The sequence below is a fragment of the Marinobacterium mangrovicola genome (assembly GCF_004339595.1).
Taxonomy (GTDB): Bacteria; Pseudomonadota; Gammaproteobacteria; order Pseudomonadales; family Balneatricaceae; genus Marinobacterium_D; species Marinobacterium_D mangrovicola.
On record NZ_SMFU01000007.1, the window covers coordinates 1,443,874 to 1,463,873 of the forward strand.

Consider the following 20,000-nt stretch of genomic DNA (forward strand, 5'->3'; position numbering starts at 1 on the left):
CCCCAAAAGCGAAAAAACCGCCCTGAGGCGGTTTTAAGAAAGCGGCGTGATCGGGTTCACTTACTTAGCTTGCGTAGCAGCGCATCCGCATACTCCACCGCTTTTTCTGCAGCGGCGTCGCTGTCACCGTGCCCATCAGTTTTGATGAAACTGCTCAGCGCCTGAGTTGCTATGTATTCACGCTTGGTGAGCCCCGATGAAAATTTAGAACCGAAAGCGGAAGCTCTCGTGTTTGACTCAAGTTCTTTACCGGCCATCGCGCATCTCCTTGCGTTCGACTGTCCTTGGCGGAAGTGTTGGTGGCTAGAATAAAACACGATCCCCGGAAAAATCAAAAGAGAAAGTGCTATATGTTGCATATTTTCACTGCAATTAAGGGTAGCCACCGAGATTTTGACCCCAGCGCCTTTTTTGACGGTTAAAGCAGCACCTAGCAACCGGCGCCAGCCTCCCGTTGAAAACTTAACGCACGAAAACCGAGCTCATGCGCCACCACCTCCGAGTTAAGATTTGTACAGGCTCGACTCCCTCATCAGGCGTCAGAACTACCCGGCCACATCTGTTACCGATAGACTCAGTGAAAACATATATGAGCAACCTACGATGTATAGCTGGCTTGAGCTTTTCCCCGCACTACAAGGTATAGATTCCCCCGGCTGGCACTCCGCGTGCGAACAAGCCCGGGAGATGACCCTGCCCGGCAATCAGCCGGTTTTTCACAGCGGTGACTCCTGTCATCAGTTTCTGTTGGTACTGGAAGGCTCCGTAAGGGTACAAAAGCTGTCCGAGTCCGGTCGCGAAATCGTGCTTTATCGCGTCGAATCCGGCCAATCCTGCATCCTCACCACGGCCTGTCTGCTCGGCAACAGCCCCTACCAGGCGGAAGCATTTACCGAAACAGAAGTGCGCGCTGTGGTGATTCCCGCGCAAGCTTTTGAGCAAGCCCTCGACGACAGCAAGGCGCTGCGTAATTTTGTCTTCGAGGGATACGGGCGCCGGTTAACCGAACTGCTGATGCTAATTGATGCGATCTCTTTCGGCAGGCTTGATTGTCGGCTCGCAGCACGACTGATCAAGACAGATACCGCAATCATCCGCTTAACACACCAGCAGCTGGCCAATGAACTCGGCACCGCCCGCGAGGTAATCAGCCGCACACTGAAAGAGTTCGAGCGGCACGACTGGGTCAAACTCGGGCGCGGCAGTATAGAAGTAACCGCACCGGGTGCCCTAAAGGAGTTGGCAGCTATGTGATTTAGTCACTGAGCGGCATCGGCAAGCGATCTACAATTAAGTTAGCTAATTTAGAAAAAGGAGTATCAAGATGAAAGCTAACGTAGGTGGTATAGATCGTGTACTGCGAATTCTGGTCGGTGTTGCACTGATCGCGGCGGCAGCTACCGGCGCACTCCCTGTATGGGCATGGATAGGCGTGATTCCGCTGGCTACTGGCCTGGTGAGTTTCTGCCCGCTCTACAGCCTCATCGGCATTTGCACCAAGAAAAACAACTAAAACCCTAAAGACGCTGAATTAATCCGCCGGAGCGGCAGCAAGCAGCTCCGGCAGCTTCGCTATGGAAACAATCTGAAAATCTGGCCGGACGCCGCTGCGCTTAACCAGTTCAGCCCGGTACTTTCCGGTTTCAACCAGAACACCGATGCAACCAGCCTCCTGAGCTCCACCGACATCCGCATCAATATCATCCCCGACGACTACAACCTCTTCCGGCGACAGGGACAGGCTGTCACAGGCCGCGTGGAAAAACGCCACTGAGGGCTTGCCGACGACAACCGCCTGGGTCTGCGCTGCATATTCAAGGACTACGACAAAGGCACCAATATCCAGAACCAACTTATTACCGCTGCGGCTGTAGCGATTATGATGGATCGCTACAAGCCTGGCGCCGTCTAAAAGCCACTCAAAGGCCTGCTGCAGCAATGCGTAATCCCAGGCATCACCAATATCGCCGATGATGACAGCCTCAGGCCTCTCCCTGTCGATCTGAAAGCCCTCAGAGAGCCTCTCAGCGACAGAGTTATTCACCAGGGGTGCGACACGGGTTATACCCTGATCGTTCAACCAGGCCTCTGTTGCCTGCACTGCGCTGAAGATAATCGACACATCCACGGGCAAACCGAGTTTTTCCAACCGAGACTGCAGCTGCTCGCGGGTTTGGGTGGATGTATTGGTGATATAGCGAAAAGGCAGACCCTGGGCTTGCAGCCAGTCGATACTGGCTACAGCCCCCTCAATCAGACTGTCGCCCGTGTACAGGACGCCATCCAGATCCAGCAGTACGCCACGTATGGAGCCACTGCGTTGAGGATCCTGCGACATTCAACCGCCCTGCTCATCGTCGCAGTGGCTGTCATTGCAGTGGCTCTCATTACAGTGACTGCCATCGCAGATCGGCGGTGTCGCGGTGAATTTACAGGTGCAAAGTTGGACTTCATCGTCCTTTTCCGCTTCGAACACCAGCGGATCCAACCCTGTACCCACATGACTGCCGTCGCAGAAAGGCTGATTGGCTGAACGTCCACAGGCGCACCAGGCGTAAACTTCGCCCTGTTTTAACTTGACTGTGACCGGCGTGCTGCCGGCCCGATGAACTGGTGAATGGCTCATTACCTACCCTCCCGTCCTGTCGCTAAAATTAGGCGAAGGCGGGAGGTCGGTCAAACTCAGGACTCTTCCGATTCCTCTCGCTGCTCATTCAGACGGCGAATCTTTTCAGCCAGCCGGCCTCCGTGACGGGTCCCGCGACGGCCCGCTTCCTCGTCCCTGGCGGCGCGAGTCTTGGTTGCCTGAGCCTTGGCATAAACAGACTCTTTTTTCTTCTCCTGCTGCTGCGCTTTCTTTCTGCGGCTCTCTTTACTGGTCGGATCCGCCAGGCGCTCCTGTTTCTTCGGCTTCTGATCCAGTACCGGCATGAATTTGCCCAGCCGACGCTCTTTTTTACGACGTGTCATGATTTTTTCTCTTCGTTGGCTGCTTCCATCTCGGCCTGCTCTGCCTCGATCCGTTTTCTTTCCCACTCTTCCGGGGTTTCAAAAGTAACCTTACCCAGCTTGCCTGCTCTCAATTCTGTCAGCAGGATATCGGCTGCCTTGTAGGTATCGACAACACCACCTGGCCGTAGACAGCCCCGTTTGCGACCTACCTGATCGATAAGGCTATCCGCGGACTCGGGCAGCGCTTTGAGCTTAAAGCGCTCCAGCAGATAACCCGGGTATTCCGCCAGTAGAAACTTCGCCGCGTACTCCGCGACCAGGTCATAATCGATGGCGGTGTCCTTGATTGCCCCACTCGCCGCCAGACGGTAACCGGAGTCTTCATCCTCTATCTTCGGCCAGAGAATCCCCGGCGTATCGGATAGCGCCATACCGTTATGAACACTGTACTTCTTCTGCCCCTTGGTCACTGCAGGCTCGTTACCAACCTTGGCAATCTTGCGGCCCAACAGTACATTGATCAGCGTCGATTTGCCGACGTTGGGAATACCCATAATCATCGCCCGTACCGGACGCCCCGCGCGGGTGCGCGCAGGAACGGCCTCTTTGCAAAAGGTCGGTATCTTCTGCACCAGCTTTTTATCACTGGTAGTCAACGCAATGGCGGTAATTCCTTCCTGGGCATTGAAATAGGCCAGCCACTCTTTTGTCCGCTGGGGGTCGGCCAGATCCTCCTTATTAAGGAGTTTGATCACCGGCTTGCCGCGGCGCAGCTGATCCACCAGGGGATTCTCGCTGGAACGCGGGAGCCGGGCGTCAAGCACCTCGATCACCACATCCACCTCATCCATCACCTCGGCGATCTCTTTTCGTGCCTTGTGCATATGGCCCGGAAACCAATTGATTCTCGTCATTATTCACCCAGCATTTTAATCGGCCGCACAGTATACTCTTCTTCGCGCTGACCAGCAGCCGCCAACAAAAGATGCCGCCCTGCCCGTTAGCCATTAAAATAAACCTTTTCGCAGCCCATGAAGGATTTCGCCTCCATGCCCCAACAGATCGACCCCAACCAGGCATTGGTCGCTCGCCACCCGATTTTTGACAGCCATCAGCGCGTTATCGCCTATGAACTGAGCTATCAGCGCGATACCGCGCTGGACGGAATGCTGGCCCCAGATCCTGATACCAGCTCCGGGTCTGAGGTGATTCTTTCTACCTACACCAGCATCTCGGACCAGGGCGAGATCAAACGCGTGCCGGCATTCCTGCCTGTCTCGGCAGAAACCATCGCGACGATGCCCGACCTGCCCGTAAAACAGGTGGTACTCACACTGACGCTGCCAGCCAAACCCGACAGAGCTTTTGCCCAGCTTTTACTCGACCTGGCCAAGAAAGGTTATCGACTGACACTGGCAATACGCGAGTACCGACCAGAGCTCGACCCGTTTATTAAACTGGTCAAGATCGTCAAACTCGATATTCAAAATATTCCAACGGAAAAGCTGGCGTCACAGGCGAACAGCCTGGCCCAGCTCAAGGTCACCGCCCTGGCCGCCAATATTAAGACTATCGAGCAACTGGAGCTTTGCGCCAGCTCCGGCTTCAAACTGTTTGAAGGCTCCTTCCTCAGCCGCCCCAAGGTGGTCAAGGGCAAGCGTATCGGCGCCAACCAGGTCGCACTGATGCAACTGATCCAGGAACTGCAGAAGCCCAACGTCAAGCCGGAAATTCTCGAAGAGATGATCATCCGCGACCCGGTGCTCACCTATAAACTACTGCGCATCGTGAACTCCGCCGCCTACTCGCTGGTTCGCAAGGTTGAATCGGTCGCTGAGGCGGTGGTTCTGCTCGGTATCGACCAGGTACGCAAATGGGCGACATTGATCTCCATGACCAGCAGCCAGGACAAACCAGAGGAGCTGTCTCGTACGCTACTGATCCGCGGTCGCATGTGCGAAATAGTTGCGGAAGGCGAGCAGCGTCCCAATCCGGGTTCCTACTTTATGGCGGGTATGATGTCGGGCCTGCACGTCATGCTCGATGTAGATCGTGACACCATGCTGGAGCAGGTACCTCTGGGCGAGGATATCAAAGACGCCATCTCCGGCTACAAAGGCGATATCGGCAGCACCCTGCAGCAGGCGCTGGCTTATGAGAGCGGCGACTGGGAAAAGCTACCCGCCGACTTCAACATCGCCCTGTTTGAAAGCGCGTATCGCAACAGCCTCAACTGGGCTCGAGACGCCATGCAGGCGATGCACGAGTAAACCGCTTTACTCGGTCACACCCAAGCAAGCAGACACAAAAAAAGCGACCCCAGGGTCGCTTTTTAAACGCGCTACTTTGCGTCATCAGTCCTGCGGCGCCGCCTTGGACTGTTCCTGGTTCTCGTAGATCAGGATCGGGTCAGACGTTCCCTCGATCACCCCTTCATCAATAACCACTTTGCTGACGCCATCCAGTGACGGCAGTTCATACATGGTTTCGAGCAGGGTTGCTTCGAGAATTGAACGCAGACCACGCGCACCGGTACGACGCTCCAGCGCATGACGGGCTACCGCCTGCAAAGCTTCGGTACGGAAGTCCACATCGACCCCTTCCATCTCGAACAGAGCCTGGTACTGCTTCACAAGACTATGCTTGGGTTCGGTGAGGATCTGGATCAGAGCCTCCTCGTCCAGTTCGGACAGGGTCGCAATCATCGGCAGACGACCGACAAACTCGGGAATCAGACCGAATTTAACCAGATCTTCCGCTTCAACATCGTGCAACACTTCAGCAAGACGGCTTTCATCTTTGCTCTTCACTGTCGCGCTGAAGCCGATGGAGCTGCGCTCGCTGCGATCACGGATGATCTTCTCGAGTCCAGCAAACGCACCGCCACAGATGAACAGGATGTTAGACGTATCAACCTGCAGGAACTCCTGCTGGGGATGTTTGCGCCCACCCTGGGGCGGCACCGATGCAACCGTACCCTCGATCAGTTTCAGCAGTGCCTGCTGAACACCTTCACCGGATACGTCACGGGTGATTGATGGGTTATCCGACTTGCGGGATACCTTATCGATCTCATCGATATAAACGATACCCAGCTGCGCCTTTTCTACGTCGTAGTCGCATTTCTGCAGCAACTTCTGAATGATGTTCTCTACATCTTCACCCACGTAACCCGCTTCCGTCAGCGTGGTTGCATCGGCAATGGTGAAGGGAACGTTCAGCAAGCGTGCCATGGTCTGGGCCAGCAGGGTTTTACCGCTACCGGTAGGGCCAATCAGCAGGATGTTGCTCTTACCGAGCTCAATATCCGCTTTGCCCTTGCCCTGAAAACGCAGACGCTTGTAGTGGTTGTATACGGCGACCGAAAGCACCTTCTTGGCACGTTCCTGGCCAATCACATAATCGTCCAGTGTGCCTTTTATCTCGGCGGGCGTCGGCAGCTTCTCGCTGGGCGCCTGCTCTTCGGTCTCCTGAATCTCTTCACTGATAATATCATTACAGAGATCGACACATTCATCACAGATAAAGACAGACGGGCCTGCGATCAGCTTTCGCACTTCGTCCTGGCTTTTGCCACAGAAAGAGCAGAACAGCTTGCTGCCATTTCCGCCTTTTCCGCTGATCTCATCCGACATTCTGATACCTCAAAAAAGCCTTTTAACTCGATATGCGGCCCCCGCCCCCGGTTTTCAACCCGGGACGGGAACAACAGAGCGTTCCTTACTCTGCCAGGGTACGACGCTCAAGCACCGAGTCGATCAGTCCGTACTCCACTGCCGCCCCCGGATCCATGAAGTTATCACGGTCGGTATCGCGGGAAATGGTTTCAACGTCCTGGCCGGTGTGATGCGCCAGTATTCCATTCAGTTTATTACGAATGGTGAGAATTTCACGGGTGTGGATCTCAATATCAGTTGCCTGACCCTGGTAACCACCCAGCGGCTGATGAATCATCATGCGCGAGTTCGGCAGCGCAAAACGCTTGCCCTCGGCACCGCCGGCGAGCAGCAGAGCGCCCATGGAAGCAGCCTGGCCAATGCACATGGTGCTGACATCAGGCTTGATGAACTGCATGGTGTCGTAGATCGCGAGACCCGCGGTCACGGAACCACCGGGTGAATTGATGTAAAGGTGAATATCCTTATCCGGATTTTCCGCTTCGAGAAACAGCAGCTGCGCAACGATAAGGTTCGCCATGTGGTCTTCCACCTGGCCAACCATGAAGATTACTCGCTCTTTCAGCAGTCGCGAGTAGATATCGTAAGCGCGTTCTCCACGAGAACTCTGTTCAACAACCATCGGCACCATGCCGCTGTTGGTGATGCCACTGGAACGCCCATTCAAGATGTCCGTCATATACACTTCTCCTTAAGAGCCTTTGAAAGCAAAAACGACAGCCAGCGTGAGCCAACTGCCGTTTTCGAGATTTCGGCGCCCCACCGGGGTGGACGTTTGAGCGCTTCTTTCGCGTTAGCGATTATTCCGCCGCTTCGGCCTCAGCTTCCTGAGCTACCTGCTGCGCCGGCTTGATCGCTTCTTCGTAGCTGACTTCAGTCTCCACGACTTTAGCAGATGCGAGAAGGTGATCAACCACTTGATCTTCAAGAACCATGCTGCGGATCTGGTTCAGAATCTGCTCATTGCTGTTGTAGTACTCGATAACCTGCGCAGGTTCCTGGTAGGTTTCGGCCATTTCAGCGATGGTTTCCTGAACGCGGCTGTCGTCAGCTTTGATCTCGTTGGACTGAACAACTTCCTGAACCAGCAGACCAACAACGACGCGACGCTTAGCCTGTTCTTCGAACATTTCCTTCGGCAGGGTGTTCGGATCGATCTGGGCGTTCGGGCCACCGAACTGCTGAACAGCCTGACGACGCAGGTTGTCGATCTCTTCGTCGACCAATGCAGCCGGAACATCGATGTTGTTCAGTTCAACCAGCTTGTTGAAAACCTGCTCTTTCAGCTTGGACTTCAGAGAGTTTTTCAGTTCACGCTCCATGTTCTTGCGAACTTCGGTGCGGAAACCGTCAACTTCAGTCTCTTCGATACCGAACTTGGCGAAGAACTCGGCGTTCAGTTCCGGCAGTTCAGAAGCGGAAACGCTCTGCACTTTGACCTTGAACTTGGCCGCTTTGCCCTTCAGGTTTTCGGCGTGGTATTCCTCAGGGAAGGTAACGTCCAGCTCCAGCTCGTCGCCGGCTTTAGCGCCGACCAGGCCGCTTTCGAAGCCAGGGATCATGGAGTTGGAACCCAGCACCAGGTCGTGACCTTCGGCTTTGCCACCCTCAAACGCTTCACCGTCGATGAAGCCTTCGAAATCGATCTTAACGCGGTCGCCGTCTTCAGCAGCACGCTCAACTTCAGCCCACTCAGCCTGCTGTTTCTGCAGGGTTTCGATCATCTGATCCAGATCAGCGTCCTGGATTTCAGCAGACTGCTTTTCGATTTCGGCAGCAGAGAAATCAGCCAGCGCAACTTCCGGGTAAACTTCGAAAGTAGCAACGAACTGCAGATCTTCGCCTTCTTTGTCGTTTTTCAGATCGATGCTCGGGCCGCCAGCAGGCTTAAGTTCTTCCTGCTGCACTGCCTGGTAGAAGCTTTCCTGAACAACGCGATTGAGGACGTCGTAGCGAATCGCATCGCCGTACATACGCTTGATCACTTTCGCCGGGATTTTACCTGGGCGGAAGCCATCCATGCGGCGAGTCCGGGCCTGCTGCATCACCTGTTTATCCACGTCCTGATCAATTCGGTCGGCGGGGACCGTTACGGTCATCTGACGCTCAAGGCCGGAAGTCGTTTCGACAGAAACTTGCATGAAATTCCTCACAAATAGATTGCAGCGTTTATAGCGACCTGTGCCGGCGCCTTCGATTCCGACCGTTTTCACCGCATGAAACCGGGCCAGAATACAGACATCCGATACACAGAGCCTGAAATTATAAAGCGCAAAATTGTCCGGCAACGGACCTGATTAGTCAAGCAAAACGCCCGCATATCGGGAGTTGCTTCGGGAAAGAAACGAGAAAATCGGCAACGCCGATGAGATATGAGGAGATGAAATTAAAGCAAGGAAATGGGGTGGATGATGGGGCTTGAACCCACGACCGCCGGAATCACAATCCGGAGCTCTGCCAACTGAGCTACATCCACCATAACGCGAAGGAAATGGTGCGGGAAGAGAGACTCGAACTCTCACGCCTTTCGGCACTGGTACCTAAAACCAGCGTGTATACCAATTTCACCATTCCCGCGACACTCGAAGTATTTTCATACTTCTATTAGGAAATGGGGTGGATGAAGGGGCTTGAACCCTCGACCGCCGGAATCACAATCCGGAGCTCTGCCAACTGAGCTACATCCACCATAACCTAATTTTTACTCACCGGACTGTCGCAAGAGCAATCACAAGTGGCGCGCCCGGCAGGGCTCGAACCTGCAACCTACGGCTTAGAAGGCCGTTGCTCTATCCGGTTGAGCTACGGGCGCCTCTTGCTGCCCGACATTCGCTGCCTGACCCTTGGGCCCCGCTGCGAAGTGGTGCGTATCCTAAGGGAGCGGACCGGAGGCGTCAATAGCGTTTTTACATTTTTTTCATAATAAACAAGGAGCTGTGTGATTTATGCACAACTCCCTGATTTACCGTCGGTTTCCCGGAGTAAGCCATGAACAAGCACCTGGCACGCTAAGATGCTGCAGACTTGATCCTAGCCTCCTTGATTTCAGCCCTCTCGGTACCAGGTGGTACCTTCACGACTATCCTTGAGAATAATCCCCTGCTCTGCCAGTGAATCACGGATGCGATCAGCCTCAGCAAAATCCTTGTCTTTCTTCGCCTGCTTGCGGGCTTCGATGGCCGACTCGATCTCATCGACGGACAACTCACCCTCACGGGCTTCACCCTGAAGGAACGCCTGGGGAGATTGCTGCAACAGCCCCAACACACCTCCGAGACGCTTGAGCAGCGCAGCCAAAGCTGCAGCCTGAGGCGCATTATCCCTGGTCGCCTTGTTCAACTCAGTCACGAGATCAAACAGGACCGCAAGGGCTCTGGGCGTACCAAAGTCATCATCCATCGCCTGCTGGAAACGCTCTTCGTAATCGCTTTCAAAGCCCTCTTCCGTGCCAACCGGCGCATCATTGAGCGCCTGGTAGAAGCGCTCCAGCGCCTGGCGCGCTTCGCGCAGACTATCTTCGGAGTAGTCGATATAGCTGCGGTAGTGAACCGAGGAGAGGAAGTAACGGACCACTTCCGGGTTATAACTTTCCAGCACATCACGAATGGTGAAGAAGTTGTTCAATGACTTGGACATCTTCTCCTGATTTACCCGCACAGGTCCGGCATGCATCCAGTAATTCACATAGGTGCAGTCGTTGGCCGCTTCTGACTGGGCGATTTCATTCTCGTGGTGGGGGAACGGGAGATCAGGCCCCCCACCATGAATATCAAAGGTTTCACCCAGGCAGCATTTGGACATGGCTGAACATTCAATATGCCAGCCCGGACGACCCGGCCCCCAGGGAGATTCCCAGCTCACTTCACCCGGCTTGGCCGCCTTCCATAGCACGAAGTCCACCGGGCTTTCCTTGGAGTCACCCACTTCAATCCGGGCACCGGCCTTGAGCTCATCGATCACCTTGTTGGTCAGGCGACCATAGGGCTCGAATTTCTCAACACGATAGTAAACGTCACCATTGGCCGCAGCATAGGCGTATCCCTTGTCTACCAGCGTCTGCACCAGGTCGATGATGTCAGAGATGTGCGCAGTAGCCCGCGGTTCCATATCCGGGCGCAACACCCCCAGGCGCCCTTCATCCTCATGCATAGCGGCGATCATACGTTCGGTCAGCGCATCGACCGCTTCGCCATTTTCGGCCGCACGCTTGATGATTTTGTCATCCACGTCGGTGATATTGCGCACATAGGTGACATCCCAGCCACGGTAACGCAGATAGCGGGTGATCAGATCAAAGCAGACCATCACCCGCGCATGCCCTATGTGACAGTAGTCATAGACGGTCACACCACAGACGTACATCCGGATTTTTCCCGGTTCCAGCGGAGTAAATGGGCCTTTGGAGTTCGTCAGTGTGTTATAGAGATGCAACATGTAAACTCGCCAATCAGTTCAAATTCAGTTTTGGTATGATTCAGTTTTAGCGTGAGAGCGGCGCCAGCTGGATTCGACCCAGTCGCGCTTCGCCAAGAATGCTTTTTTCACGTGTCAGCAGCAGTTCATCGCCACGCCAGGCGATACCTTCCCACTGCCCTGCAGGCCAAAGAGTGTGATGCTGCGCTGCCGGCCAGTCAGGCCGACCGTTAACAACCGGAACCCGCCATAAAAAAGTGTCGCTGGTAAAACGTCGCAGTGTGTAACCAAGCAGCGCCAACTCATGCCGCTCGGCACTGTAAGCCGCAGCGGTAATAAGCCCCTGAACAGGCCAGGTTTCACTACTGATCAGAGACTGATCCTCCTGATCAACACTCATTTTGTAGAGTCTGGTGGTGCCGGTCAGCCAACCCTTGGTAAAGAGCCAGAGCTCATCATCAACACGGGTGACCGCTTCACAGTCGTTGTCATGCTTGTGCAGACCCTTCACAGGGCCAGGATCAGCCAGGCTGAACTCTATATAGTCTGATGCAACCGGCTCAGATGCTTTGATATTGAGCAGCTGTTGCCAACCAATCCGATAGAGCTGAAGCCATCGACGTTTGCCGGAGTTGTTGCCACAGTCGGCGATATACAGATATCGCTCATCCTCCGCCATCGACTCCCAATCGATATTAACCGCATCGGCCACCCTTATTCGGTTAACCACCGCGCCTTGATACTCGTCGAGCTCATAAAGCCAAGGGCCGTTACCACTGTCGTTGATGGTCCAGATACGCTTCTTTCGAAGCGCCAGCCCCGAGGTTTCCACCACCTTGCTACTGAGAGACGTGACTGTCTCTATTTTCAGATAGCCCGCCTCGTTGACATCCGTAGACGACAACGAGGAGCAGCCCGCCAGAGAGAGCAATACCAACCCCAGCAGACCGCGCAGCATCATCTTACTTACTCTGCATCTTCGCCCAGGAATCTCTCAGACCGACGGTTCGGTTGAAGACCAGGGTCGTTTCACTGGAGTCCGGATCAACACAGAAGTAACCCTGACGCTCAAACTGGAAACGGCTTTCAACGGCAGACGTCTTCAGACCGATCTCCGCACGCGCGTGCGGATACACAACCAGAGACTCAGGGTTGATAAAGTCGTGGAAGTCACGCTCTTTATCGCCATCCGGATTCGGCTCGGTAAACAGCCGGTCGTAGGAACGGACTTCACAGGCAACGGAGTTCTCAGCCGACACCCAATGGATAACACCCTTGGGTTTGTAATCGGTCGGGTTGGCGCCCTTGGTGTCCGGGTCAAATGTGGCTTTAATTTCCACCACTTCGCCACTCTCGTCCTTGATCACCTCTTCACAGCGGATCACATAAGCACCACGTAGACGTACCGCCTCACCCGGAGACAAACGTTTCCACTTACGCGGCGGCACTTCGGCAAAATCCTCGCGCTCGATCAGCAGATTGCGTGTGAACGGCACCTTGCGAAGCCCCATGGATTCATCCTTGGGGTGTGCCGGCAGCTCAAACCACTCCTCTTCGCCTTCCGGCATGTTGGTCACGGTCAGTTTGATCGGCTCGAGGACACACATCGCTCGCGGCGCATTAGCATCCAAATCCTCACGCACCGCTGCTTCAAGCATCCCCATATCGACCACACCGTTAGAACGGGTCACACCGATCATGTCGCAGAAATTACGGATCGATGCGGGTGTATACCCGCGACGACGCAGACCTGAGATGGTCGGCATACGGGGATCGTTCCAGCCATTTACCTTGGCCTCATCCACCAAAAGCTTGAGCTTGCGCTTACTGGTAACGGTGTAGTTCAGGTTGAGGCGGGCGAACTCATACTGACGCGGCTCGACCGGCACCGGCAGGTTGGCGACGAACCATTCATACAGCGGACGATGATCTTCAAACTCCAGCGTACAGATGGAGTGAGTCACCCCCTCAAGCGCATCGGACTGGCCGTGCGTGAAGTCGTATGACGGATAGATGCACCATTTATCGCCACTCTGGTGATGGTGGGCCTTGCGGATACGGTAGATTACGGGGTCACGCATATTGATGTTCGGTGACGCCATATCGATCTTGGCACGGAGCACACACTCGCCTTCATCGAAGGCACCCTGGCGCATCTTTTCGAACAGCTCTAGATTTTCTTCAACGCTGCGGCTGCGGTAGGGGCTTGGCTTACCCGGCTCGGTCAACGTGCCACGGTACTCGCGCATTTCATGGGCGCTGAGGCTATCCACGTAAGCCTTGCCCTCGCGGATCAGGTGAAGCGCCCACTCGAACAGAGTGTCGAAATAATCGGAGCTGTAACGGATATCGCCAGCCCACTCAAAACCCAGCCAACGCACGTCAGCGATGATAGAGTCGATGTATTCCTGACTCTCTTTTTCCGGGTTTGTGTCATCAAAACGCAGGTTGCACTCACCGCCGTATTTCAGTGCAGTACCGAAGTTGAGGCAGATCGACTTCGCATGCCCGATGTGCAGGTAGCCATTGGGCTCTGGCGGGAAACGGGTGACGACTTTGCCATCATTGGCCCCGTTTTTCAGATCTTCCTCGATAATCTGATGGATAAAATTGGTCGGCTTGGTGCTTTCGTTTTTGGTCATATCCGCGTCTTGTCGAAACTGAATTGACGCAGCCGCTGGACGCCGTCCGGGCGACTGGAACCTGAGCGCGACATTATAACCGGAGATCGAATCGCAAAGCACTGCGAATACAGCCGACAAGGCTATCTGTTCACCAACTCATCTGCCATTCACCCCCAAGAATCTCCTTGTATGCACCTCGAACAGAACACCGGCAGCAAAGCGACCCCCTACTCCACACAACCTGCCCCAAAGTGGGAACCAGCCTTACAGCAAACCGACCTTCTCCAATTTGATGCACTCAATTGCGACTTGCGTATAATGGCGGGACACTAATAAGTATGAATTGCCAACACAGAGACCAGTACAATGATCACCCTGCAGACCAATTTTGGCGACATCACGCTTGAACTGAACCACGAGAAAGCCCCAAAAACCGCAGCCAACTTCGAACAGTATGTTCGCGAAGGCTTCTACGATGGCGTGATTTTCCACCGTGTAATCGATGGATTCATGATCCAGGGCGGTGGTTTCGAGCCGGGCATGAGCAACAAGAAGACCCGCGAGTCGATTGAGAACGAAGCCGATAACGGTCTGTCCAACAAGGCAGGCACTATCGCCATGGCACGCACCATGGACCCGCACTCTGCATCGGCACAGTTCTTCATCAACGTCTCCGACAACATTTTCCTGGATCACACCGCGAAAACCACAGAAGGCTGGGGCTACGCGGTATTTGGCGAAGTTGTGGACGGTATGGATGTGGTAAACCGTATCAAGAGCGTACGCACCACCATGCGTGCCGGCCATCAGGACGTACCTGCAGAAGACGTCATTATCGAGCGCGCCACCATCAGCGAAAAAGCCGACGCCTGAGCATGAAACGCTATTTCATTGCAGACCTTCATCTGCAACCTGAACGCCCGGAGATTACCCGGGCGTTTCTCTATTTCCTAGACGAGATTATCCAGCCTGGAGACAGCCTTTACCTGCTGGGCGATATTTTCGAATACTGGATTGGAGATGACGCCCCTCTAGAGGGCATGGAGCCCGCCCTCGACAAGCTCCAGCAACTCAGCGCAGGTGGGTCAGAAATCTTCTTTCAGCATGGCAACCGGGATTTCCTGGTCGGTGAGACATTTGCTCAACAGATCGGCGCAAGCCTGCTGCCCGAAGCTCTGGTGGTGCAATTAAATGCCGGCCCCGCGCTACTGATGCACGGCGACCAACTGTGTACTGACGATGAGCCCTATCAGCAATTCCGCGCCCAGGTTCGTGACACTGCCTGGCAGCAGCAATTCCTTTCCCAGCCTGTTACGCAACGACGAGCGATCGCCGAACAGATGCGAGCGCAAAGCAAGGCGCAGGGCGCGATGAAAGCGGATTCGATTATGGATGTGAACCCCGACGAAGTGCGCCAGCAGATGCGCCAACACGGGGTCCAAGTACTGATCCATGGGCACACACACCGTCCCGCCACACACTCAGATCAGATTGCACCGGGAACAGGTAAGCGTTTTGTACTCGGCGACTGGAACCACCGCGGCTGGTACTTGGTTGAGAAGGATGCCGACACCAGCCTGGAGCTGGTCCAGTTCACGCCGGAATAAGCAGAACCCTCCGGCACGAACTAACAACCCGGCTCAAAACCCCGAATCAAGCGGCCTGCTGGGCATCCGGCACGCCGCTATGAAAGCGAAAGTCCGGATCCGGGGCCTGAATAAGCCTCGCTTCCAGCTCGCGAAACTCCTGCACCCTCTCTTCAATTGACTCGCCAGCATAGGCCTCGGCCAGACCAAGATAATCCTGATAGTGGCGCCCCTCAGATTTCAGCAATGAGCGGTAAAACTTTGACAGCTCGTCATCAAGGTAAGGTGCCAATGCGGCAAAGCGCTCACAGGAACGCGCCTCAATAAAAGCGCCGATAATCAGCAGATCAACAAGACGTCCCGGCTCGCTTGTTCTCACCTTCTCGCGCAGTCCTCCAGCATAACGCGCCGGCGACATATGCCCGTACTCGATCCCGCGTGAATCCATCAACGACAGACACTGCTCGAAATGGATCAACTCCTCCCGCGCCAGCCGTGACATTTTATTTAGCAGATCGCTGCGATCCACATAACGAAACATCAAATTCATTGCGGTCGAGGCTGCTTTTTTTTCGCAGTGGGCGTGATCTATCAATAGTACGGGCAGAGATTCCGGCTTGGCCGCAACCTCAATCCAGGCCTGGGGCGTTGAGCATCCCAAAAATGCCTGAATCTCTTCAAGTGCATCGGTCATGAGGAATAGTTTTTAAAGCTGGGAATGGAATTAGGGGCGGCGAGTATAACCCAAAGCTGCCGCCCCTGACTCTATTAGAAGTTAAATCGTGAGAGTGTCGATCAGATCAATCATGAACTCGGTCTGCTCCATGGTCATCGGCTCAAATTCCTTGATGCCCATGCTCTCAAGCACACCTACGCCCTTTTCATCGTTATGCATCTGCGTGACCAGACCTTTCAGCTCAGCCATACGATCCTGCATTTGCGGACCCACCAGCAGCGCGTGGTGGACCACGCTGATCTGACTGCTAACAAGCACCCGCATCTGGTTCTTGATAAGGTCAGAGAGCTCATCAAACCCCTGCTTCAAGAAGAACCCAACATCGGCCTCGCCCCGCAACAGGGCTTTTGCGACCAGAATGTAGGTATCGTAATCTTTTTGCGAAATGTTCGATGCATCAAGATCCGCCGGCTCCAGCATAATCATACCGATGGTATGCACATCCGGATCATCGGTTGTCGCCAGCCGCACACCCGCCTGCAGATCTTCAACCGCCTCAGCACTACTCTGAGCCGGCACAACGATCACCGCCTCATCTTTTCTGCCGGCCGGCCGAGCCACCGCCTTGAACCCCATCTCGCGCACCAGCATCGAGGCATCGTAGGGATTGGCATAGATCAGATCGACCTGACCCGCCTTGATCGCTTCTCGCTGTGCATCAAAGCTATCATAGAGTTCAAGATGTATATCTGTGCCCAGGTTCCGCTGCAGCCAGGTATTGAAGTAAAACCAGCCCGACATATGGTCCGGCGCAAAATCCGGACTAACGGTAAAATTTAACGGCATTCCCTGCTCCTTACTGCAACGTCTCGTACAGTGCCTCGCTTTCGCGAATCTTGCTGCGGGAAGGCTTGCGGCGTACCGAGGTATAACCCACCAGCTTGCCTTGGCGAATATTGGGAATCACTGTCGCTTTAACCCAATAATATTTTCCGTCTTTGCGCAGGTTCTTTACATACCCCTGCCACTTTTCGCCATTCTCAACGGTATCCCAGAGCCCCTTGAATGCCACTGCAGGCATGTCAGGATGACGCAGGATATTGTGATTTGCCCCAACCAATTCCTCACGCGTGTACGCCGACATATCGACGAACGCCTGGTTAACATGGGTGATAATACCCTGAGGATCCGTGCGTGAGACGATCAGTTTACCGTCGGGATATGGCACTTCCTCGTCGACGATTTTGGCAACCCTTTCGGCGCCGCCATAATATTTGATCAGTACTTCATTGACTGATCCAGTATCCTTTTCTGACATAGAGCCACTCCTCAAACAGCCAACCCACGCGTTTCGGCACCGCCAAACAGGCGATGCCGATCCACAGCCGCTTAGAGCACCTTGCCGATGGCCTCAGCTGCACGTTTAACGTCCAGGAAGATCAGACCAAGGCGAGCATTAGGCTTGGCTACAACAGTCAATACTGACTCAGAGTTTGCGTGAGTCATCAGAATGTAGCCGTCGGCCCCTTTTACAAGAACCTGCTCCAGGTCGCCACGGGCAAGCTCACGGGCTGTGCGCTCGCCGAGGGACAGTATCGCAGCACTCATGGCACCAACGCGGTCTTCATCCATACCCGCCGGTAACAGCGAGTCGATAACAAGGCCGTCAGTCGAAATCACGGCACAGGCCTCGATCTCGGTTGAAGTGCCGTTCAGGTCACGCAAGATTGAACTCAATACTTCCGCGCGCATGAAAATCTCCTTATTCCACTGCAGGTCTTAGTGATCCAGGTAGCGCCGGATCAGAACTGATGTTAGGTCAACAAAGGACTGCCGGTTCAGATACGGCATCCCCTCAATGATCAATAGAAATTTTTCCCGGCCAATGGTGAGAACCCAAAAACCGAGATCGCTCTGCCCCACCGCGTTTACCAACGCCCAGGAACAGCCCAGCAGCCCAAGCTGGTTTGTGATCAGTGACTCATGACGCTCGTAGAGCATGATGACGTCAGCTGCAAGACCGGCAACGGCTTCCTCTTCCTCCCGCTCAAACCCCTTTTGAGCAAGCGCGAATCCCTGCTCATCAGCGAGCAAGACCTTACCTTCACCCAACGGACTGATGAGATCGGGCAGAATATCCTGCAAAGACCCACTGACAATTTCCAGCGGATCACTGACAAGCTCCAGGAAGTTACGGCCACTCATCGTCGTCAGAAGCTTATCTGCTTCTTCATTATTCAACCCAGTCAGCTTTCCGAGCAGTGCCGGTATATAAGGCACCGCCGTATCGGAACTAAGCAGCTGGAGCAGCAAAGCCCTCATATCATCGGGTTCAGCACTAAAGGTGGCGTAATACGCACCGGCCGGCAGAACCTGAAAGTAAAGCGTCTCATCGCCTTCTTCGATAGGCCTATTGGATTGAGCGCTCATGCGTGAATCTCCTTATTGACGCTCGAACAGACCGGCCGCATCAGCTGCGACCATGAATGAAAACACATATCGCTGCGGTATCTTGAGCGAATAAGCAATTGCCGTAGCACTCTGTTTTTCCGAATACCAGGCCCGCGCGATCCGTTCTGCGTGAGGCGTTAACAAAAAACGTGACAGATCGGGCATCTCCTTGAGAATCAACGGAGCGGCCGGATCAAGATAATCTGGAACTCGACCCGCTGCAGTAAACAGCGCCAGCACCCAGAGCAGCTCATCCCGCATCGCGGTTGGGCGATTAGGCGATTGCTCTGTCAGCTCTTCACAACCCAGCTCTCCAGGCCCAAAACGACTATTCGCCATCTGAATAAGCAGATCCGGGTCCAGGTCATAGCTGAACAGATCAAGTTCGGGGAAGTAGATCAGCTCACCGGGAATGCCGGTCACCTGCACGGGCACGCCATTATCACGACCACGTGCAACAACCTGGTTGATCTGATCAAGAAAACGCCCCTGAGCCGCTGCAGAGAAGGACAACCGCCTACGGTCAGAAGGATTGGAAAGATCAAGGTCGGGCAAAGTGCCACAGGCACTGCGCACGAGCGACTGCCACTCCGCATCGCTCCAGCGCAGAATAAGATTCTCTTTGCGACCGTCACGACCAACATCCTGGTCAGCGGTGCGCGGTTTCGCTTTTTTCGGCGCCACTCCGGAGGCTGCTATCAGAGCTTTTAACTCCTCCGGCGTCATTTTCAACAACGACTGCGTGTCCGCCTCGCCAGCACCAGATAAACCACTACTGGCCGACGCACTGGATTGCACCTCCCTGATAACCTCTCGCAACACCTTTTTCAGGCCCGCCAGGGTCATGGGACGCTTTAACGTATGCATACCGCCAGACACGGTCTGATCATCGACTACAGCAACAACCGGGCAATCCGCTCGCCCAGTGTACCAGCGCAGAAAACGTTTCTTGTCATCTGCAGAAGCCAGGTTTACCAACAGCGCATCTGCTTTTACAGGATCCGTTTCAACGAAACCTGGATTTTCAGAACTGTTGAGAAAAACTTCCAGCTGGTTCCTTTCTCGATCATCAAAACCGATCAGCCCAATAGAACCGGTTTTACTCATTGCATCCTGGCCACTGATGGCATCCCGCCGTTACTAAGCACCGATTCCCCAACAGGAATCGCACGGAGTCTGTCTGTTTGCCCTGTATCACAAACCTTTTTCATCAACTGGTGATGCTCGGGTTTCAGCATTGGACGAGACTGATCGAGCATACGCTCTACCAGATAACACCCCTTGCCTTTCAAGATAAGCATCAGATCAACGAGGGCACCTGTCAGGTGCGCAACCTCACGACTTTGAATCGCCAGGTATACGCGACGGATGTGATTACGCAGCTGAATCGGCCGCGCAGCAACCCGGCGCTGCAGATATCGCAGCACAATCAGGTGTTCCTGCCCTCGGTATATCAGATGAGGGTCTTCCTGAATACGGAACAGCTCTAACTGCCGTACAATTTGGTACTGGTGCGAGGCATCCACTCCGGACGACTGCACCGTCAATGGTAAGGTCACGGATTTACTCCAATTAACCGAACGGGCGTATGGACACTTTATACCGGTCTTTCAAAGGCCTG

Annotated in this window: 23 protein-coding genes and 4 tRNA genes; 5 read left to right on the forward strand and 22 right to left on the reverse strand. The window is 54.4% G+C overall.

The window, feature by feature from the left end; all coding sequences use genetic code 11:
• Window positions 1–56 precede the first annotated feature (56 nt).
• Window positions 57–257: a hypothetical protein gene (locus CLV83_RS07435; protein ID WP_132289627.1), complete on the reverse strand. Its 201-nt coding sequence runs from the start codon at window positions 255–257 to the stop codon at window positions 57–59.
• A gap of 430 nt (window positions 258–687) precedes the next feature.
• Between CLV83_RS07435 and CLV83_RS07440 the strand changes: the two genes are divergently transcribed.
• The gene (locus tag CLV83_RS07440) at window positions 688–1,254 is read left to right on the forward strand and encodes a Crp/Fnr family transcriptional regulator (protein WP_207894767.1); all 567 of its coding nucleotides are present in this window, start codon (window positions 688–690) and stop codon (window positions 1,252–1,254) included.
• Window positions 1,255–1,324: 70 nt separating this feature from the next.
• Window positions 1,325–1,513 carry a YgaP family membrane protein gene (locus CLV83_RS07445; protein ID WP_132289634.1) on the forward strand — a complete coding sequence of 63 codons (189 nt, stop codon included), beginning with the start codon at window positions 1,325–1,327 and terminating at the stop codon, window positions 1,511–1,513.
• Between the two features lie 18 nt (window positions 1,514–1,531).
• On the opposite strand, the gene CLV83_RS07450 is transcribed toward CLV83_RS07445, so the two are convergent.
• The 4 genes from CLV83_RS07450 to ylqF are packed head-to-tail and all read right to left on the reverse strand — an operon-like array spanning window position 1,532 to window position 3,866.
• Complete coding sequence (locus tag CLV83_RS07450) at window positions 1,532–2,338, reverse strand: TIGR01458 family HAD-type hydrolase (RefSeq protein ID WP_132289637.1); 807 nt, start codon at window positions 2,336–2,338, stop codon at window positions 1,532–1,534.
• Window positions 2,339–2,626, reverse strand: coding sequence for a CDGSH iron-sulfur domain-containing protein (locus CLV83_RS07455; RefSeq protein WP_132289640.1), 288 nt, complete (start codon window positions 2,624–2,626; stop codon window positions 2,339–2,341). It abuts the gene before it with no gap.
• A 56-nt stretch (window positions 2,627–2,682) separates the two neighbouring features.
• Window positions 2,683–2,970 carry a hypothetical protein gene (locus CLV83_RS07460; protein WP_132289643.1) on the reverse strand — a complete coding sequence of 96 codons (288 nt, stop codon included), beginning with the start codon at window positions 2,968–2,970 and terminating at the stop codon, window positions 2,683–2,685.
• Window positions 2,967–3,866 carry a ribosome biogenesis GTPase YlqF gene (gene ylqF / locus CLV83_RS07465; protein ID WP_132289646.1) on the reverse strand — a complete coding sequence of 300 codons (900 nt, stop codon included), beginning with the start codon at window positions 3,864–3,866 and terminating at the stop codon, window positions 2,967–2,969. Before ylqF ends, CLV83_RS07460 begins: the two co-directional genes overlap by 4 nt.
• Window positions 3,867–4,001: 135 nt before the next feature.
• On the opposite strand from ylqF, the gene CLV83_RS07470 reads away from it, so the two are divergent.
• Entirely contained in the window at window positions 4,002–5,222 is a 1,221-nt protein-coding gene (locus tag CLV83_RS07470) for an EAL and HDOD domain-containing protein (RefSeq protein WP_132289649.1), read from the forward strand.
• Window positions 5,223–5,306: 84 nt separating this feature from the next.
• Here CLV83_RS07470 and clpX read toward each other — a convergent pair whose 3' ends face one another.
• The 10 genes from clpX to CLV83_RS07520 all read right to left on the reverse strand — a co-directional run bounded on the left by clpX (window position 5,307) and on the right by CLV83_RS07520 (window position 13,684).
• On the reverse strand, window positions 5,307–6,587 hold the full coding sequence (gene clpX / locus CLV83_RS07475) for an ATP-dependent Clp protease ATP-binding subunit ClpX (protein ID WP_132289652.1): 1,281 nt from the start codon (window positions 6,585–6,587) through the stop codon (window positions 5,307–5,309).
• A gap of 85 nt (window positions 6,588–6,672) precedes the next feature.
• Window positions 6,673–7,308: an ATP-dependent Clp endopeptidase proteolytic subunit ClpP gene (clpP, locus tag CLV83_RS07480; RefSeq protein WP_132289655.1), complete on the reverse strand. Its 636-nt coding sequence runs from the start codon at window positions 7,306–7,308 to the stop codon at window positions 6,673–6,675.
• 121 nt (window positions 7,309–7,429) lie between these two features.
• Entirely contained in the window at window positions 7,430–8,770 is a 1,341-nt protein-coding gene (gene tig / locus CLV83_RS07485; protein WP_132289658.1) for a trigger factor, read from the reverse strand.
• Window positions 8,771–9,029: 259 nt separating this feature from the next.
• A tRNA-His gene (locus CLV83_RS07490) sits at window positions 9,030–9,105 on the reverse strand.
• A gap of 16 nt (window positions 9,106–9,121) precedes the next feature.
• A tRNA-Leu gene (locus CLV83_RS07495) sits at window positions 9,122–9,206 on the reverse strand.
• Window positions 9,207–9,241: 35 nt separating this feature from the next.
• Window positions 9,242–9,317 (reverse strand) — tRNA-His (locus tag CLV83_RS07500).
• A 47-nt stretch (window positions 9,318–9,364) separates the two neighbouring features.
• Window positions 9,365–9,441 (reverse strand) — tRNA-Arg (locus CLV83_RS07505).
• Window positions 9,442–9,674: 233 nt separating this feature from the next.
• The gene (gene cysS / locus CLV83_RS07510; protein ID WP_132289661.1) at window positions 9,675–11,063 is read right to left on the reverse strand and encodes a cysteine--tRNA ligase; all 1,389 of its coding nucleotides are present in this window, start codon (window positions 11,061–11,063) and stop codon (window positions 9,675–9,677) included.
• A 46-nt stretch (window positions 11,064–11,109) separates the two neighbouring features.
• Window positions 11,110–12,003 (reverse strand): hypothetical protein, encoded by an 894-nt coding sequence (locus CLV83_RS07515; RefSeq protein ID WP_132289664.1) that lies wholly within the window; start codon window positions 12,001–12,003, stop codon window positions 11,110–11,112.
• A 1-nt stretch (window position 12,004) separates the two neighbouring features.
• A complete protein-coding gene (locus CLV83_RS07520) occupies window positions 12,005–13,684 on the reverse strand; it encodes a glutamine--tRNA ligase/YqeY domain fusion protein (protein WP_132289667.1) in 1,680 nt (559 codons plus the stop codon).
• A 348-nt stretch (window positions 13,685–14,032) separates the two neighbouring features.
• Here CLV83_RS07520 and CLV83_RS07525 point away from each other — a divergent pair, with 348 nt between their 5' ends.
• Window positions 14,033–14,539, forward strand: a complete 507-nt coding sequence (locus tag CLV83_RS07525; RefSeq protein WP_132289670.1) for a peptidylprolyl isomerase — start codon at window positions 14,033–14,035, stop codon at window positions 14,537–14,539.
• Window positions 14,540–14,541: 2 nt separating this feature from the next.
• Entirely contained in the window at window positions 14,542–15,273 is a 732-nt protein-coding gene (locus tag CLV83_RS07530; RefSeq protein WP_132289673.1) for a UDP-2,3-diacylglucosamine diphosphatase, read from the forward strand.
• 46 nt (window positions 15,274–15,319) lie between these two features.
• On the opposite strand, the gene CLV83_RS07535 is transcribed toward CLV83_RS07530, so the two are convergent.
• The 7 genes from CLV83_RS07535 to CLV83_RS07565 form a co-directional block, all read right to left on the reverse strand.
• Window positions 15,320–15,946: a MiaE family protein gene (locus tag CLV83_RS07535; RefSeq protein WP_132289676.1), complete on the reverse strand. Its 627-nt coding sequence runs from the start codon at window positions 15,944–15,946 to the stop codon at window positions 15,320–15,322.
• An 81-nt stretch (window positions 15,947–16,027) separates the two neighbouring features.
• The gene (locus CLV83_RS07540) at window positions 16,028–16,774 is read right to left on the reverse strand and encodes a phosphate/phosphite/phosphonate ABC transporter substrate-binding protein (RefSeq protein WP_132289679.1); all 747 of its coding nucleotides are present in this window, start codon (window positions 16,772–16,774) and stop codon (window positions 16,028–16,030) included.
• Window positions 16,775–16,784: 10 nt separating this feature from the next.
• Window positions 16,785–17,246, reverse strand: coding sequence for a PAS domain-containing protein (locus CLV83_RS07545; protein WP_132289682.1), 462 nt, complete (start codon window positions 17,244–17,246; stop codon window positions 16,785–16,787).
• A gap of 71 nt (window positions 17,247–17,317) precedes the next feature.
• On the reverse strand, window positions 17,318–17,680 hold the full coding sequence (locus CLV83_RS07550) for a roadblock/LC7 domain-containing protein (protein ID WP_104001474.1): 363 nt from the start codon (window positions 17,678–17,680) through the stop codon (window positions 17,318–17,320).
• A gap of 27 nt (window positions 17,681–17,707) precedes the next feature.
• The gene (locus CLV83_RS07555) at window positions 17,708–18,358 is read right to left on the reverse strand and encodes a hypothetical protein (protein WP_243642308.1); all 651 of its coding nucleotides are present in this window, start codon (window positions 18,356–18,358) and stop codon (window positions 17,708–17,710) included.
• 12 nt (window positions 18,359–18,370) lie between these two features.
• Entirely contained in the window at window positions 18,371–19,486 is a 1,116-nt protein-coding gene (locus CLV83_RS07560; protein ID WP_132289685.1) for a hypothetical protein, read from the reverse strand.
• Window positions 19,483–19,938, reverse strand: a complete 456-nt coding sequence (locus CLV83_RS07565) for a hypothetical protein (protein ID WP_132289688.1) — start codon at window positions 19,936–19,938, stop codon at window positions 19,483–19,485. The genes CLV83_RS07560 and CLV83_RS07565 overlap by 4 nt, the downstream gene beginning before the upstream one ends.
• Window positions 19,939–20,000: the final 62 nt, after the last annotated feature.

What these genes read in the sequence shown, in the direction of transcription:
- CLV83_RS07530 (WP_132289673.1), top strand. Translation starts at nt 14,542, where the DNA reads ATGAAACGCTATTTCATTGCAGACCTTCATCTGCAACCTGAACGCCCG.
- CLV83_RS07460 (WP_132289643.1), bottom strand. Translation starts at nt 2,970, where the DNA reads ATGACACGTCGTAAAAAAGAGCGTCGGCTGGGCAAATTCATGCCGGTA.
- CLV83_RS07520 (WP_132289667.1), bottom strand. Translation starts at nt 13,684, where the DNA reads ATGACCAAAAACGAAAGCACCAAGCCGACCAATTTTATCCATCAGATT.
- CLV83_RS07560 (WP_132289685.1), bottom strand. Translation starts at nt 19,486, where the DNA reads ATGAGTAAAACCGGTTCTATTGGGCTGATCGGTTTTGATGATCGAGAA.
- CLV83_RS07515 (WP_132289664.1), bottom strand. Translation starts at nt 12,003, where the DNA reads ATGATGCTGCGCGGTCTGCTGGGGTTGGTATTGCTCTCTCTGGCGGGC.
- CLV83_RS07440 (WP_207894767.1), top strand. Translation starts at nt 688, where the DNA reads ATGACCCTGCCCGGCAATCAGCCGGTTTTTCACAGCGGTGACTCCTGT.
- CLV83_RS07525 (WP_132289670.1), top strand. Translation starts at nt 14,033, where the DNA reads ATGATCACCCTGCAGACCAATTTTGGCGACATCACGCTTGAACTGAAC.
- CLV83_RS07445 (WP_132289634.1), top strand. Translation starts at nt 1,325, where the DNA reads ATGAAAGCTAACGTAGGTGGTATAGATCGTGTACTGCGAATTCTGGTC.
- CLV83_RS07455 (WP_132289640.1), bottom strand. Translation starts at nt 2,626, where the DNA reads ATGAGCCATTCACCAGTTCATCGGGCCGGCAGCACGCCGGTCACAGTC.
- CLV83_RS07470 (WP_132289649.1), top strand. Translation starts at nt 4,002, where the DNA reads ATGCCCCAACAGATCGACCCCAACCAGGCATTGGTCGCTCGCCACCCG.
- clpP (WP_132289655.1), bottom strand. Translation starts at nt 7,308, where the DNA reads ATGACGGACATCTTGAATGGGCGTTCCAGTGGCATCACCAACAGCGGC.
- CLV83_RS07545 (WP_132289682.1), bottom strand. Translation starts at nt 17,246, where the DNA reads ATGTCAGAAAAGGATACTGGATCAGTCAATGAAGTACTGATCAAATAT.
- clpX (WP_132289652.1), bottom strand. Translation starts at nt 6,587, where the DNA reads ATGTCGGATGAGATCAGCGGAAAAGGCGGAAATGGCAGCAAGCTGTTC.
- ylqF (WP_132289646.1), bottom strand. Translation starts at nt 3,866, where the DNA reads ATGACGAGAATCAATTGGTTTCCGGGCCATATGCACAAGGCACGAAAA.
- CLV83_RS07550 (WP_104001474.1), bottom strand. Translation starts at nt 17,680, where the DNA reads ATGCGCGCGGAAGTATTGAGTTCAATCTTGCGTGACCTGAACGGCACT.
- CLV83_RS07435 (WP_132289627.1), bottom strand. Translation starts at nt 257, where the DNA reads ATGGCCGGTAAAGAACTTGAGTCAAACACGAGAGCTTCCGCTTTCGGT.
- CLV83_RS07540 (WP_132289679.1), bottom strand. Translation starts at nt 16,774, where the DNA reads ATGCCGTTAAATTTTACCGTTAGTCCGGATTTTGCGCCGGACCATATG.
- cysS (WP_132289661.1), bottom strand. Translation starts at nt 11,063, where the DNA reads ATGTTGCATCTCTATAACACACTGACGAACTCCAAAGGCCCATTTACT.
- CLV83_RS07450 (WP_132289637.1), bottom strand. Translation starts at nt 2,338, where the DNA reads ATGTCGCAGGATCCTCAACGCAGTGGCTCCATACGTGGCGTACTGCTG.
- CLV83_RS07555 (WP_243642308.1), bottom strand. Translation starts at nt 18,358, where the DNA reads ATGAGCGCTCAATCCAATAGGCCTATCGAAGAAGGCGATGAGACGCTT.
- CLV83_RS07535 (WP_132289676.1), bottom strand. Translation starts at nt 15,946, where the DNA reads ATGACCGATGCACTTGAAGAGATTCAGGCATTTTTGGGATGCTCAACG.
- tig (WP_132289658.1), bottom strand. Translation starts at nt 8,770, where the DNA reads ATGCAAGTTTCTGTCGAAACGACTTCCGGCCTTGAGCGTCAGATGACC.